The organism is Algibacter sp. Ld11 (assembly GCF_045066735.1).
Taxonomy (GTDB): Bacteria; Bacteroidota; Bacteroidia; order Flavobacteriales; family Flavobacteriaceae; genus Algibacter.
The window spans coordinates 583,530-599,380 of record NZ_JBISHH010000024.1; the positions used below are offsets into that span (position 1 = coordinate 583,530).

General features: G+C 33.7%; 9 protein-coding genes. 2 read left to right on the top strand and 7 right to left on the bottom strand.

The window, feature by feature from the left end:
* Positions 1-990: 990 nt before the first annotated feature.
* The 6 genes from ACJJV4_RS12845 to aspS form a co-directional block, all read right to left on the bottom strand.
* Positions 991-2,028: an aldo/keto reductase gene (locus ACJJV4_RS12845; protein ID WP_405295029.1), complete on the bottom strand. Its 1,038-nt coding sequence runs from the start codon at positions 2,026-2,028 to the stop codon at positions 991-993.
* Positions 2,029-2,168: 140 nt separating this feature from the next.
* A complete protein-coding gene (locus ACJJV4_RS12850; protein WP_405295031.1) occupies positions 2,169-2,405 on the bottom strand; it encodes a hypothetical protein in 237 nt (78 codons plus the stop codon).
* 28 nt (positions 2,406-2,433) lie between these two features.
* Positions 2,434-4,221 (bottom strand): chloride channel protein, encoded by a 1,788-nt coding sequence (locus tag ACJJV4_RS12855; protein ID WP_405295033.1) that lies wholly within the window; start codon positions 4,219-4,221, stop codon positions 2,434-2,436.
* Positions 4,222-4,367: 146 nt separating this feature from the next.
* Positions 4,368-6,161, bottom strand: coding sequence for a chloride channel protein (locus tag ACJJV4_RS12860; RefSeq protein ID WP_405295035.1), 1,794 nt, complete (start codon positions 6,159-6,161; stop codon positions 4,368-4,370).
* Position 6,162: 1 nt separating this feature from the next.
* Positions 6,163-6,879: a DUF6503 family protein gene (locus ACJJV4_RS12865; protein ID WP_405295037.1), complete on the bottom strand. Its 717-nt coding sequence runs from the start codon at positions 6,877-6,879 to the stop codon at positions 6,163-6,165.
* 44 nt (positions 6,880-6,923) lie between these two features.
* Positions 6,924-8,678, bottom strand: a complete 1,755-nt coding sequence (aspS, locus tag ACJJV4_RS12870; protein WP_405295039.1) for an aspartate--tRNA ligase — start codon at positions 8,676-8,678, stop codon at positions 6,924-6,926.
* A 382-nt stretch (positions 8,679-9,060) separates the two neighbouring features.
* Here aspS and ACJJV4_RS12875 point away from each other — a divergent pair, with 382 nt between their 5' ends.
* Positions 9,061-10,794, top strand: a complete 1,734-nt coding sequence (locus tag ACJJV4_RS12875) for a T9SS type A sorting domain-containing protein (protein ID WP_405295041.1) — start codon at positions 9,061-9,063, stop codon at positions 10,792-10,794.
* 298 nt (positions 10,795-11,092) lie between these two features.
* On the opposite strand, the gene ACJJV4_RS12880 is transcribed toward ACJJV4_RS12875, so the two are convergent.
* On the bottom strand, positions 11,093-12,481 hold the full coding sequence (locus tag ACJJV4_RS12880) for a hypothetical protein (protein ID WP_405295043.1): 1,389 nt from the start codon (positions 12,479-12,481) through the stop codon (positions 11,093-11,095).
* A 384-nt stretch (positions 12,482-12,865) separates the two neighbouring features.
* On the opposite strand from ACJJV4_RS12880, the gene ACJJV4_RS12885 reads away from it, so the two are divergent.
* Entirely contained in the window at positions 12,866-15,544 is a 2,679-nt protein-coding gene (locus tag ACJJV4_RS12885; protein WP_405295045.1) for a TonB-dependent receptor, read from the top strand.
* Positions 15,545-15,851 lie beyond the last annotated feature (307 nt).

Below are 15,851 nucleotides of genomic sequence, written 5' to 3' on the forward strand. Positions count from 1 at the left end.
AACTTATGCATACTAGGATATTAGTCGGTTTTATGGATTATTAATCTGTGCGTTAGTGAATTAAAAGTATTTTGTTGCTTTGTGTTTTTAATGGATGTAATAGTGCGAACAATCGGAAATTATTCAAAAAACAGAGGTTTGTCTTCTTTTTGTGAGAGTTGATAAGTGTGTCGGACAATAAAATATAGCGCTAAGATATAAAAGAACCGATCTGCGTAGTAAACTGAATAAATTTTATGATAATAGCCCGTAAAAGCGCATAAGTCTGATAGTGTTAAACTAAATATAGCGAGCATGAAGTACATAGACCGCTTTGTGTTTTCTTTAAAATTGTAATTGACAGATAGTGCACACATACCTATGAGCGCTACACCATACATGTAAAGTAGCGTTTCTTGAATAACATCTAATAGCACATATTTAATAGTAGTGATAATGTCATGCAGTTTATAAACATTAAAAAGAATTAAAAGAATGAAAAAGCTAATAATAACTTTATTTAAGTTTTTTATCTGTACTTTTTTAATTAGGTAGCTAATTAGTGTTGCGTAGCCTAAAATGGTTGTTAGTGAAGTGAGTTTGTTCAGTATAATGTTTTCGTAAAACAACATAAACACATCTGATAGCACAAAGCATACAAAAGTAAAAAGTAATTTGTAGTATTTATACCCTTTATTTACAAGAAATAAGATAAACAAGCATGTAGATGTTGTAAGCCTAAGTATTCTGCTAGTTTCGAGATATTCATTATAAATTGAATAAGTACTTACTGCAAGTAGAATAAAGGAAACTGTAAGTAGTGTTTTAATGTTCGAACGCATTGGCTAACGTTAAATCTAGTGCTATGTTTAATAAGTGGTTAATTTATTAGAAATAAGCATTAAACACTAAGTAATTATTGATAAAATTAGTTTTTTATATTCATTTTAAATAAATATAATATCCATTTATCTAGTTAGTTGTTTGCGTAGATTGGTTGTCTTTTTAAATTTATGGAGCTGGATTAGGTATTTCTGCTTGTACGGCATTTATTTGTTCTAAAATAGCGTCGTCTAAAGTGATGTTAATGCTGTTTATATTTTCTTTTAATTGATCCAAATTGGTCGCGCCAATAATGTTGCTTGTAAGGAAAGGTTGTTGGTTAACAAAAGCAAGCGACATTTCAGCAAGCGACATATTGTTGTCTTCGGCAATTTTTAAGTAGCGCTTGGCTGCTTCTGTAGCTTGTGTATTGCTATATCTAGCAAATCTAGGGAACAAATTTAACCTAGAGTTTTTACCCTCGGTTCCTTTTATGTATTTGCCAGATAGTACACCAAATGCCATAGGTGAATAGGCTAGTAGTCCTAAGTTTTCACGTATTGAAACTTCTGCCATATCGCCTTCAAATAATCTATTTAGAAGGGAATATGGGTTTTGAATGGTTGCCATTTTAGGTAGGTTGTTAGTTGTAGATTCGGCTAGGTAGCGCATGGCTCCCCAAGCTTTTTCGTTGGACATCCCTATATGGCGAATTTTCCCGGATTTAATTATAGTATCTAAGGTGTTTAAAACGGAATTAAAATTATCTTCCCAAGCATCATTTGGGTTGTGTTTGTAGTCGCGTACGCCAAAGTAATTGGTTTGTCTCTCTGGCCAATGCAATTGGAACAAGTCTATATAATCGGTTTGTAGGCGTTTTAATTCGTTGTTAACGGCATCGTGGATAGATTCTGGACTAAAACCTGTTGTGCGTATGTGTGCTGTATAATCGCCGTTACCAGCAATTTTAGAAGCTATAACAACCTGATCTCTGTTGCCGGTTTTTTTTAGCCAGGTACCAATAATTTTACTGGTGCTACCTTGTGTTTCGGCTGTTGCAGGAGTAGGGTATAGTTCTGCAGTATCAATAAAGTTTACGCCTTGTTCTAGTGCGTAATTTAGTTGTGAGTGTCCTTCGGTTTCACTATTTTGCTTTCCCCATGTCATGGAGCCTAAGCATATTTTACTAACTTTTATATCGGTATTTGGAAGGGTTGTGTATTTCATGTTTTTGTTTGAATTGAAAGATAGAGAATCTAAAATTATAACGATTTTTATGCGTTAGGGATTGAATGGCTTGTTTGAGCTCCCCGACCTTAGGAGGGAGCGAGTAATGAAAGCCCGACCCTTGTGGTAACGCCCAAATTTTAGCGTTTGTTATCTTGTTGTGACGCTTTCATTTTGTCTAAATTCTCTTTCGTTAGCATATAATCTTTTGGGTCTTTATCTTTCCAACGGTAGTAAGAAAATATAGGGAAAACCACTAAAAAGAGCCCGGTAACACCAAAACCTATAAGTTTCTGGGCATAATCTACTTCTAAAAAGAATCCGAGAAGTATGCTGGTAAATGCCGCTATGGCTAATATTATAATAAGGTATCTCATGGTGTTTTATTCTATGATATGCAGTAAATTATTTTGTGAATTTTATAAGTTGCTGTCTGTATGCTGTTAATAGTTTGGATTTTGAAATGTAACCAAAGTACTTGCCTTTTTTAATTACTGGTAAATTCCATGCGCCGCTGGTTTTAAATTTTTCCATTATGGTGTTCATATTGTCGGCGTCGTAATCTATAATTCCAGCATCGGCATGCATGAGGCTTTCGGCAGTTACGGTTTCATATAGATCGGAATTGAACATAATATGCCTTACATCGTCTAAGCGAATTACACCAAGAAATTCATATTCATCATTAACCACAGGAAAATGGTTTCTAGAAGATTTTGCAACGGCATTATTTAGTATGTCTCCCAGTTTCATTTCTGGCTTAAGCGTTATAAAGTTGGTTTCAATAACTTGATCGATATCTAGAACCATAAGCACATTTTGGTCTTTATCGTGAGTCATTAACTCGCCGCGTTCCGCTAATTTTAAAGTGTAAATAGAGTGCGAAATAAAATATTTTGTAAAGCTAAATGATATGGCTGAAACGAGCATTAACGGCACGAAAAGTTCGTAGCCACTGGTAATTTCGGCTATCAAGAAAATGGCGGTAAGTGGAGCATGCAGTACACCGGCCATTAAACCTGTCATCCCAATAAGTGTGAAATTAGATTCTGAAACATGAAATCCGAGCCCGATATTATTAATAATTTTGGCAAAAGCATTACCTAAAGCACTTCCCATTACAAGTGTTGGAATGAATACACCACCAACACCACCAGCACCGAACGTTGTAGTCATGGCAACGGCTTTAAATATAGAAATACCAATAAGTAGGGCGATAACAATCCAGATATTCGAGAGGTCTAAATCGAAGGGTGTTTTGCCAATTGCAGCTAAATGGTCACCTTTTAATAAGTTATTCATTAAGCCGTAACCCTCACCGTATAAAGGTGGAATAAAATATAGCATGGTACCGATGGCTAGACCACCAATAATAAGGCGAACTGCGCGGCTTTCAAATTGTTTAAAGAAGTTGGTTATCGCGAAAAAAACTTTAGAAAAATAGACAGACGCCACTGCGGTTACTAAACCTAGAAGTACATAGAAACCAATATCTTTAATTTCAAATTTATCGGTTAATTCAAAACGTAATAAAACATCAGTTCCTAAAAACATGTACGATGTTAACACAGCAGATACTGAGGCTAGTAATAAAGGTACTAAAGAGGTGAAAGCAATATCTAAGCTAAAAATTTCTACAGCAAAAACTATAGCGGCAATTGGTGCTTTAAACATAGATGCCATGGCTCCTGTTGCTGCGCAGCCTATTAATAGTAGCCTTGTTTTACTGCTCATATGAAACAAGCGTGCTGCATTTGATCCTAAAGCTGAACCTACGCTAACTGCAGGGCCTTGCAAACCTACAGAACCACCAAAACCAGCTGTTAATGGTGCTGTTATTAGTGATGCGTAAATATTGTATCTTGGTATAATGCCGTTTAATTTCGAAATAGCATGTAACGTTGAAGATATACCATGCCCAATGTGCTTTTTTAGCCACGTTTGTTTAATAATATAAACAAGCAGTAAGCCAATGATAGGAAAAATAAAATAAAGCGCGTGATGGTGATTTTTAAATGTTTCGTACTCAAAAAGTAAGCGGATGTAATGCGTTAAGTTTTTGAGTACCACGGTGCCCATTCCGGCTAAAAAACCGGCTAAAATACTAAGAACATAAACAAATTGAGTTTCGGAAATATTTTTGTATTTCCAAATTAAAAATTTACGTAGTCTTTTTTTACTAGTTGAAGGCATGGTTTAAAATTACTAAAAGGTCTTTATCACTTACTGATAATGGCTCGCATTTGCATACTTTGGCGCCAATACACGAATTTCAATATTTTTTTTCGCATTATATGGTATTATTCAATAAATTTTAAGTTTTACTCAGTTTTTTAGGTTTAGGATTCGGCTTGCAAATTTATTAATTGGCGCCTATAGGATGTTAAAAGTTTGGATTTTGTAATGAAACCATAATACTTTCCGTCTTTTTTTACAGGTAAATTCCAAGCGCTGCTGTCTTGAAATTTTTTCATAATATCGGTCATTTTATCTTTATCTAAATTAATTACTTTTGGTGGTTTTTGCATTAAATCTGATGCTGTAACCTCTTTGTAAAGTGATTGATCGAACATGATAGAGCGTAAATCGTCTAATAAAATAATACCTTCTAATTTTTTACTTTCTTTATCGATAACGGGGTAAATATTTCGTTTTGATTTTTTTACCGCTTTTTGAATAATTTCTTCTAAGGTCATTTTTGGATAGAGAACTATAAAATTAGTTTCAATAACTCTATCAATATCCATTAATGTTAAAACCGCATGATCTTTATCGTGTGTTATTAATTCTCCCTTTCGACCTAATTCCATGTTGTAAACGGAATGAGGTTTGAAGTATTTTGTAATACTAAAAGAAATGGTTGACGTTAACATTAGCGGTACAAAAAGCTCATAGCCTCCTGTAAGTTCTGCAATTAAAAATATAGCTGTAAGTGGGGCGTGTAATACCCCTGCTAAAAGCCCAGACATGCCAACTAAGGTAAAATTACTTTCTGAAAGCGGTGTGCTTAATATGCCGCTATGGTTAATAATTTTTGATAAGCAAAATCCCATGATACTCCCCATAAATAAAGTTGGCGCAAAAATACCACCAACACCACCTGCACCAAAAGTAAGCGCACTAGCAACAATTTTAAAAAGCATAAGTGCTATAAGCAGTAAAACAACATTCCAAATGTTTGATAAGTCTAACCCGAAAATGTTGTTTTCTAATGCTTTTTCTGGATTTCCCACAATTAAGTTATTGATAACATCGAACCCTTCACCATATAATGGAGGTATTAAATAAACCAACAAACCAATTCCGGTACCACCAACAATTAATTTTTTAATAGGTGATTTTAAAGAATCAAAAAGCTTTTGGATACGATCGTAAACTTCGGTGAAGTAAATAGAAATAAAGGCAGCTATAACACCTAAAAGAATGTAAAATGGCGCATCGGAGAGGTAGAATTTATCTTCAATTCTAAAAGGTAAAATAACATCGTCCCCAAAGAAAAATTGAGAAGTTAAAATTGCTGAAAGTGATGCTAATAATAAAGGTAACATTGAAGCAATAGTTAAATCTAAACTAAATACTTCTATGGCAAAAATAATAGCAGCAATGGGCGCTTTAAAAATAGAACTCATGGCGCCAGCGGCAGCACAACCTACAAGTAGTGTTCTTGTGGTTTGGTTCATGTGGAACATTCTGGCAATGTTTGAGCCTAATGCAGCACCTGTTGCAACAGTTGGGCCTTCTAGCCCAACCGACCCACCAAAACCAACGGTTAATGGAGCTGTTAAAATAGAACCAAACATTTGGAACGGTTTCATGATGGCCTTACGTTTTGAAATAGCATAAAGCGTAGAAGGTATACCATGGCTTACCTTGTTTCTTATAATATATTTTATGCCTAAATACACCAAGGTTAAACCTAAAATAGGAAAAAGGAAATAAAAGGCGTGATGGTAATTTTTTATTAGTTTAGCCTCTAATAAATGTTGAATAAAGTGGGTTAAATTCTTTAAAACTACCGCTCCCATACCTGCGGTGAAACCTATAATAATACTTAATAGGTATACAAATTGCTTTTTGGAAATATGTTTAGCTCTCCAAATTAGTATTTGTTTTAAAACGGTTTGTTTAGGCATTTTAGTTTGATAGGTTTTTCGATAAAATATCGGTAGCTAAATATTTATCGTTTTTGTTGTAATACCAAGCTCTGTTTTTTGGCATTTTAATTCCGTTTATAATCTCTAAATCGGTTAGCAAAATGTATTCGCCATCGTTTTGAGTTTCATTTTTAAAAAACTGATAAACCTCCATGGCATAGGTTTTGGGATTAAAATAGAAATACCAAGTATCTTTACCTACGCCTTTGGAGTATGTTGCTTTTAGAACTAAATAGTCTTTTCCTTTAAATGTTTTTTGAGTTACGTTTGGGTGTATTATAGTGCCTTCATCATTTAATTTCATTGGTAAACCATACAGATAAGTGTAGTAATCTTTAAGTAAATTGGCGCGTTTACAATTTAGGTTATGCTCCTTCTTAATCGCATCAGATAAATCCGTACTTCCATTTATAGATAGTGTACAATCTGATTTATTAATAACAGATTCTATTACTAGACTATCTTTTTCGGTTCGTAAAGAAAAATATTCTGTAGGTAAGCTTATTGTAATATTACTTTGTCGTTCGGGCTTGTTTGGCATTTTCATGTTTACCATAAAGTTACCATCGAAAGTTTCCCAATTACTATTTGGATCGTGAAATTGGATCGATTTTTTTAATAATTCTGAGCCTGTTATAGTTTGAGCTAGGGATATTGTTGAAGCGAAAACTAATAGAAAGAAGGTTAAGTTTTTCATATATTCAGTTTACTAAAAAATCCTGCAAAAGCAGGATTTTAATATTATGATTTTAAATTAAGTTTTAAACTCAATTCTGTTAATTGATCATCATCAATTGGAGCAGGTGCATCAATCATTACATCGCGTCCTGAATTGTTTTTTGGGAAAGCGATAAAATCTCGAATGGTTTCTTGACCACCTAAAATGGCAACCAATCTATCTAGTCCAAAAGCTAAACCACCATGTGGTGGTGCTCCGTATTGAAAGGCATCCATTAAGAAACCAAATTGTGCTTTCGCTTCTTCTTCAGAAAAACCTAAATGTTTAAACATTGTGGCTTGTGTTTCTTTATCGTGAATACGAATAGATCCTCCACCAATTTCGTTTCCGTTTAAAACTAAATCGTATGCATTTGCTTTTACATCGCCTGGGTTAGTGTCTAGTAATTCTAGCTGACCAGGTTTTGGTGATGTAAAGGGGTGGTGCATGGCGTGGTAATGTCCAGTTTCTTCGTCAAGTTCTAATAACGGAAAATCGATAACCCATAATGGAGCAAATACTTTCGGGTCACGTAAACCTAAACGTTCTGCTAATTCCATACGTAAAGCACTTAATTGTGCGCGTACTTTATTTTTATCGCCAGAAAGCACACAAACTAAATCGCCTGCCTTAGCACCGGTAACATCTGCCCATTTCGCTAAATCGTCTTGATCGTAAAATTTATCTACTGAAGATTTAAAGGTTCCATCATCATTACAACGTGAGTAAATCATGCCTAAAGCACCAACTTGTGGACGCTTAACCCAATCTATTAATTTATCAATTTCTTTTCTTGTATAGTTATTTCCGCCTGGTACAGCAATACCAACAACTAATTCTGCATTATTAAAAACACCAAATTCTTTATGTTGTGTTACAGCGTTTAATTCGCCAAATTCCATTCCAAAACGGATGTCTGGTTTATCATTTCCGTATAAACGCATAGCATCGTCGTAAAGCATTCTAGGGAATTTTTCAACCTCAACACCATTCACTTCTTTTAATAAATGACGGGTTAAACCTTCAAAAACGTTTAAAATATCTTCTTGTTCAACAAATGCCATTTCACAATCAATTTGTGTGAATTCTGGCTGACGGTCGGCACGTAAATCTTCATCTCTAAAGCATTTTACAATTTGAAAATACTTATCCATACCACCTACCATAAGCAATTGCTTAAAGGTTTGAGGTGATTGTGGAAGCGCGTAAAATTCACCTGCATTCATGCGGGATGGTACCACAAAATCTCTTGCGCCTTCTGGTGTAGATTTTATTAAATATGGTGTTTCTACTTCAATAAAACCTTCTTTTGATAGATAGTTTCTAACTTCTTGAGAAACCTTCGATCTAAAAATTAAGCTGTTTTTTACTGGATTACGACGAATATCTAAATAACGATATTTCATTCTAATGTCTTCACCACCATCCGTTTTATCTTCAATAGTAAATGGAGGAAGTATTGATTTGTTCAAGATCTTTAAATCTGAAACTAAAATCTCGATATCTCCTGTTGGGATATTTGTGTTTTTTGAAGCACGTTCAATTACCGTTCCTTTCACCTGAATTACAAATTCACGACCTAAGTTTTGGGCTTGCTCTATTAAATCTTTACTGGTACGCTCTTCATCAAAAACAAGTTGTGTAATGCCGTAGCGGTCGCGTAAATCGACCCAAACTATAAAACCTTTGTCTCTAGATTTTTGAACCCAACCAGATAGGGTTACTTCTGTATTAATATGTGTGGCTGTTAATTCTCCACAATTATGACTTCTATACATTGTTGTAAAATTGAGGTGCAAATTTAATGAAATACCGCGGAGTATAAATTTTTATAATTGTTTTTTTGATGAAATAATACGGCTTGCTTGTATTGTTTTGCAAAAACAATAGTATAAGGATAATTTGAATAACTGTGCTAACTAATTTTGAAATAAAACGCGATGTTTATTTTACCTAACTTATAGCATGCAACGCTCTATGAGTATCTTAGAATAGTGACGTTCAAAATAAGTTGATGTTAAAAAAGTCTATTCGGTAAATAAAAATCGTTTAAAAGTATTAATTTAACGATTAACGGTATTTTATAAGATATTTTTCATATTATTGTATCGTAAATGGGCTAAAGCAGTACCTTTAAATTAAAAAACTAACCCCAACTCTATGAACTCTAAAAGATTACTTTTAGCTATTTTTTTATGTGCGTTTTCTTATGTGTCTTTTGCACAAACAACTTATTATGTAAATAATACCACTGGAAATAATTCAAACCCAGGAACTTTAAGTTTACCTTTTAAAACCATTCAAAAATCGGTTAATGTTGCTTCTGCTGGAGCTACAGTATATGTTATGGCTGGAACATATATAGAAAACATTATTATGAACTCTAATTCAGGTACAATCACAAATCCTATTCATTTTAAAAATTATAATAATGATGTTGTTCTTATTGACGGAAAAGGTACTAACGCAAACTCTGGCGATGCACTTTGGTCGATTACAGATGTCGATAATATTATAATAGATGGTTTTGTTTTTCAAAATATTATTAACCTTTGGGTAAAAGGATTGATAATTAATAAAAACTGTAACAATATTACCATTACCAATAATACAATTAGAGAAGTTCACTTTTCTAATGATCCAAATGAAAGTGTTGAATATAGTGAAAATGCGAGTCCGCTTCTAGTGTATTCTACAGATCCCGCCAACCCTGTTACTAATGTGGTTTTTAGTAATAACGAGATTTATAATTGCAGAACAGGTTATAGTGAAAGTATGACGCTAAACGGAAATGTTGATGGGTTCTTATTAGAGAATAATTACATACATGATGTTGCAAATATTGGAATTGATATTGCTGGCCATTTTGGAGCATGTTCTGACCCTGCTTTTGATCAAGCCAGAAATGGAACTGTAAGAGGAAACGTTTTACATAACTGTGCTTCAAATGTTGCAATAGCTGGCTCTATCTATGTAGATGGAGGAAAAAACACTATTATTGAAAACAATACGGTTTACGACGGTCAAGTTGGTATAGCTGTAGGATGTGAAAATCCTGGGAAAACTGCGGATAATATTATTGTTAGAAATAATATTACTTATAATAATACCGAAACAGGAATAGAAATTGGCGGTTACGATTATCCAACAGTATCTGGTAAAGTTACCAATAGCGAAATTTACGGAAATACGTGTTATAAAAATGATACAGGAAACAATTGGGTTGGTGAATTATGGGTGAATTATGTTGAAAACCTTACGGTTAGAAATAATATTTTCTATGCAGATAATATAAACAAAGTTTTGTTTTACTACGCCGATAATAATGGTGCAGGTAACACATTTAATTATAATGTTTTTAATACACCAACAGGAGCCACCGATTGCTTGTTCTCTTTTAATGGAGAGGGTTATGGATCTTTTGACTGGTACAAAAGCCAAACAGGAACTGATTTAAACTCAACCTTTGCAGATCCTTTGTTTTTGGATGCTACTAATCAAGATTTTCATTTATTAAGTAACTCTCCTGCAATTGATGCTGGAGACCCTACTTATATGGTTGGAAACAATGAAAAGGATATGGATAATGAAAATAGAATAAATAGCGGTACTATAGATTGCGGTGCAGACGAGTATTATGGTACGTTATCAAATAAAGAATACAGTGCTTTGCAAATAGAGGTCTATCCAAACCCTACAACAGATATCGTTCTTGTACCTAATACATTTGTGAATTCAAACTACCACGTGTATACAATGCTTGGACAAAGTGTGAAAACAGGAGCTATTAACAACAATAAAACTATAGATTTTTCTAGTTTAAAATCTGGTTTGTACGTTATCAAGCTGGAAGCAAATGGCAGTCAGTATACCACTAGGGTGATTAAGGAATAATTTCTCATTATCTTTTTAAATATTAAAAACCACTTTTATTAAAGTGGTTTTTTTGCGTTTTTGTTAGAAATTGCCGTCATACTTTTGGTTGATTAGAGAAATGAATCTCAAAACATGTAAAATAAGATATAATTTTATGTTGGAATTTTAACTTTAAAAAGAGATTTGTTTATGCAAGAGTCTTATGTAAAATGTTGTTATGTAAATGCAGGTATATTATAATAAATGCTTCTGTTTTAAAAAGTAAAAAACCACCAAGACTTATTTCTTAGTGGTTTGTATAACTTAGTTTAAGTTATTATGGTTTAATTTTCAGGGTGCGCCCAATTCTATATACGTCTCCAGAAGATAGTGCTGCGTCTGCTGCAGCATCAGTAGCATAATCTGTTATACCAGAAAAATTGATATCTACTGCTTTAATAGTCCCGTTAATATGTAGTTTTTCAGTTGGATTAGTAATCCCTACTCCTATATTACCTGTAGACAAATTACCGTAAATAGCATTACCTATATTTAATTTATTAGAACCAGTTGAACCCGGCATATCTGTATTGTTTCCTATGTAAATGTTATTACTACCACTTGTTAAATCTCCTCCCGATGTATCGCCTATAGCGATGTTATTATTTCCTGAAGTCACATTACCCATAGCGTCCTGACCTAATATAATGTTGTTACTACCTGATAATAAATCTAAAAAAGAATTTCTACCTAAAACAATATTGTCGTCTCCATTATTATTGTTGTATAATGCTTGATATCCTAAAGCAATGTTATGAGAAGACACTGTATTTCTAGCCATTACTTCGAACCCAATACCTATATTATGGTCTCCAGTTTGATTATCATAAATAGTTTGAAATCCTATTCCAATATTAGATACACCTGTTGTATTATTTGGTAATGTATTGTTTCCCAAAGCAAAATTTTGCGATCCGGTCGTATTCGAACGTAAAGCATCTATACCAAAACCAATATTATTGCTTCCTGTAATATTACTTGTTAAGGCCGTAGCACCAAGAGCTATGTTTCCACTGCCTGATGTGTTATTTACTAATGTAGACGATCCCAGAGCTATATTAGAGTATCCGTCAACACCTGAGCTAAGTGCGCTATATCCAATAGCTACGTTAGAATTTCCGCTTGTATTACTAAAGCCACTGTTATATCCAATAAAAACGTTGGCATTATAGCTTAAATTATCATTCTCACCAGCGCCTTCACCTATAAAAACAGAGTCGCCTGTATTGTAAACCTCTAGTTGTCCTTTTTGGGTAATCTTTAATTTTACAGTGTTATTTGTAACAATATCTAAATCTGCAGCATCAGTGGTTCCTAAAAAATTGGTTCCTGGTGTTGTTCCAGCATTACCAGTTAATTCCCAACTTGTCTTTAAGTTTAATCCAATCCATGCAGGAATACTATTGTCCCAATAATAGAATCCAGGAGAGTTAGTTCCAACGGTGTTTGATAGAAACACCAACATGCTGTGTTGATCTGCTGTAGGGTTTGTTGCTGGAAAAGTATCAATTCTAGGAATTAAAATGCCGTCGGTGCTTAGCGGAGTAGTTGTACTTGTTGAACTAATGTCTAATTGTGATTTTGGGTCGGTGTTATTAATTCCAACTTGTCCAAAAACCAACGCATGGGATAAAAGTAAAAGAGAAAATACTATTAATCTTTTCATAAATAGGAGGTTAATTAAAGAAACAAACATATTAAAAAATACCGTTTAAATGTAAATAAATCCGTTTAATTTATGTGAAACAGTGTTTTTTAAGGGGTTTAACTATAATATATCATTTATAAAGAGCCTTTATAATGTTACGGTTTAAGTTATTTCTTGGTTTTTTTTGAAAGTGCAGATTTTCAAGAGGTCTTTTAAATTTGTGTTGCTATTATTATATTCATTATCAGTAGTTTTTTGTGATTTAAATTGTGGATGCCGTATTTTTTTATTTGTTTTTTTGATAAAATAGTAGCGCTTGTCTGTATTGTTTTACAAAAAATTTGTTCGTGTAATGATAATATGTATATCTTAGTACTAACTAACTTTTAAATAAAATAAATTATGAGTAAATTTTTAAAGACAAAATGGTTGATGTTCCTGTTTTTTATAGGAACACCAGGTTTTCTATTAGCCCAGCAAGTCTCAGGTGTGGTTAAAGACGATTCTGGTGCATTGCCCGGTGTGTCTGTAATTGTGCAAGGAACTTCTAAAGGCACTACAACAGATTTTGATGGCAAGTATACTATTAATGCTAGTAATGGTGATGTTTTAGTGTTTTCTTATGTGGGGTACGAATCACAAGAAAATACTGTTACTGGGAATAAAATGAATGTCACTATGGAGTCGGGCGTAGCGTTAGATGCCGTGGTTTTAACAGGAAATAGAGCAAAGCCAAGAACAATACTAGATTCGCCTGTACCTATAGATAATATAGGTTTAGATGAAATGCGTAGTACAGGGCAACCAACAATAGATAAAATGTTAACTTATAAAGTGCCTTCTTTTAACTCAACAACTCAAGCGATATCTGATGCAACGGCACATTTTGATCCTGCAGATTTACGTGGATTAGGACCAAGTAGAACATTGGTTTTAGTAAACGGTAAGCGTAAAAACCAAAGTGCTTTGGTATATATAAATGATACACCAGGAAAAGGTGAAGTAGGTGTAGATTTAAAAAGTATTCCTGCAGCTGCAATAGAGCGTATCGAGGTTTTGCGTGATGGAGCTTCGGCACAATACGGATCGGATGCCATTGCGGGTGTAATCAATATGGTATTAAAAAAGAATGTAGAATATACTACTGTAAATGTATCTTCGGGTGTTACTACAGAGGGGGATGGATTCAATTTTGGAGTTGATTTAAACACAGGTTTATCTAACGAAAACGGAAGTTATTTAAATATTACTGCGGGTTATTACGAACAAGAAAAAACAAATAGACCTGGAAGTCCTGGAACAGATGTTTTAATAGGTGTTGGCGCCGATGATCCAACATGGGGAGCATGGTTAGCAGATAATCCAGAATTAGGAATGACTGTTGGTCAGCCGGAATTACAAAAACTCGATTTATTTTTTAACGCAGGAATTCCTTTTAAAAATGATTCTGGTGAATTTTATACTTTTGGAGGTATAACCTCTAGGCAAGGTAAGAGTTTTGCTTTATACAGAGGACCTTATTGGGTGGGAGATCCTTATAACTTATTACACGAAGCGGGTTCTGATTATAATGGGTTTCAGCCCACTTTTGAAACCGATGTTATGGATAACAACTTAACAGCTGGTGTAAAATGGAAATTATTTAATTTCGATGTTGATTTTAGTGGAACTTACGGAAGAAATAGAATTGATTACGATGTGAACAACACGTTAAATCCAGATTTAGGAGCAAACAGCCCAACTGAATTTGCTGTTGGTGGCTATACGTTTAGTAATAGCTTAGCGAATTTAGATTTTTCAAGAAGTTTAGGTCAGGTTAATGTTGCTTTTGGAGCAGAAATAAAGCAAGAAATGTTTTCGGCTAGAGCGGGAGATGCGGCTTCTTATTTTAACCCTACAGGAAATGGTAATGCCCAATCTTTTCCAGGTTTGCAGCCTGCTAATGCTGTGCGTGCCGATAGACATAATTATGGTGTTTATGGAGATTTGGAATGGGAACCAACTGATGCTTTATTGATTGGTGGAGCAATACGTTATGAAGATTTTAGTGATTTTGGTGATAACGTGTCATGGAAAGTAAGTGGACGTTATTCTTTAGGAGATAAAGGTGCTTTAAGAGCTTCTTATAGTACTGGTTTTAGAGCGCCATCATTACATCAAATTTATTTAAGTAATGTACAAACTTTGGTCTCTGGCGGAACCATATCTAACCAAGGTACGTTTAATAATGAAGACCCTATTATTAGAGAAGATTTGGGAGTGCCACAACTTTCAGCAGAAACTTCAAAAAATATTTCGGCAGGGATTACTTATAAAATTAAGCCTAATTTATCTGTTTCAGCAGATTTTTATAACGTAAAAGTAGACGATCGTGTTTTATTTACGGGAGAAATAGGCTTTGATGGAGACGATTCGTCAATAAATCCTGTAGAGAGTATTTTGATTGCTAACTCTATTACGAGTTTAAAGTTTTTTGTAAATGCGGTAAACACAAATACTACAGGTGTTGATTTAGTGGTTAACTACAGCAACATCGATTTAGGTAATGGTATTTTGAACGCTACTTTAGCTGCTAATTTTAACGAAACTACAATTGAAGGAGAAATTGACACACCTGCTTTATTAGAAGCAAATGGATATGATATTTTTAATAGAAAGGAACAATCGAGAATTACCTCGTCTCGCCCTAAGTCTAAAGTTTTATTAGGTTTAGATTACGGCATAAAAAAATGGAATTTTAATTTAAATAACACATATTTTGGAGAAGTTAGCTGGCAACATGCTAACAATGGGTTAAATGGAGCAGATTTAGGAAATGGTCCATTGCCTTTAGATGATGCTGCTTACGATCAAACTTTTGCAGGTAAAGTTATTACAGATTTAATTATTGGGTATGAGTTTAGCGAAAAGGTTTCGGCTAACATTTCGGTAAATAATTTACTAAATGTTTATCCAGATGAAATTGATACTAAAGGCGATTTTGTTACCGATCTTGGAGGTCGTTTTAAATACCCTTGGGAGGTAAATCAATTCGGCTTTAACGGAACTGTTTTAAACGCGAGTATAGCATTTAAATTTTAGAGTACGTGTTTTAACAATAGATGAAATGCTTAAAAGCTTTTCTATTTAATAGACCCCAGATTTGGATTTTTCTTCTAAATCTGGGGTTTTCTTTTAGGTTTATTATTATTTGATTTTTTTTTTTGAGATGCCAATAAAGCGTTTTTAGTACGTTTTATTTTTTATTAGTAGTTTATGTTTTGTTGTTTTATAATGTTGAAATTCATTTGTTTATGGTTTTTTAGTTAGTGAAATAGCGGCTTATGCTCGATGTTTTTAATTGTAGGTTTTTACTGTTAAAAATGAGTTTTAGCCCGAATGTTTTTCT

Excerpts from the sequence above, each read along its gene's own strand:
- ACJJV4_RS12845 (WP_405295029.1), bottom strand. The coding sequence starts at position 2,028 with ATGAAATACACAACCCTTCCAAATACCGATATAAAAGTTAGTAAAATA.
- ACJJV4_RS12850 (WP_405295031.1), bottom strand. The coding sequence starts at position 2,405 with ATGAGATACCTTATTATAATATTAGCCATAGCGGCATTTACCAGCATA.
- ACJJV4_RS12855 (WP_405295033.1), bottom strand. The coding sequence starts at position 4,221 with ATGCCTTCAACTAGTAAAAAAAGACTACGTAAATTTTTAATTTGGAAA.
- ACJJV4_RS12860 (WP_405295035.1), bottom strand. The coding sequence starts at position 6,161 with ATGCCTAAACAAACCGTTTTAAAACAAATACTAATTTGGAGAGCTAAA.
- ACJJV4_RS12865 (WP_405295037.1), bottom strand. The coding sequence starts at position 6,879 with ATGAAAAACTTAACCTTCTTTCTATTAGTTTTCGCTTCAACAATATCC.
- aspS (WP_405295039.1), bottom strand. The coding sequence starts at position 8,678 with ATGTATAGAAGTCATAATTGTGGAGAATTAACAGCCACACATATTAAT.
- ACJJV4_RS12875 (WP_405295041.1), top strand. The coding sequence starts at position 9,061 with ATGAACTCTAAAAGATTACTTTTAGCTATTTTTTTATGTGCGTTTTCT.
- ACJJV4_RS12880 (WP_405295043.1), bottom strand. The coding sequence starts at position 12,481 with ATGAAAAGATTAATAGTATTTTCTCTTTTACTTTTATCCCATGCGTTG.
- ACJJV4_RS12885 (WP_405295045.1), top strand. The coding sequence starts at position 12,866 with ATGAGTAAATTTTTAAAGACAAAATGGTTGATGTTCCTGTTTTTTATA.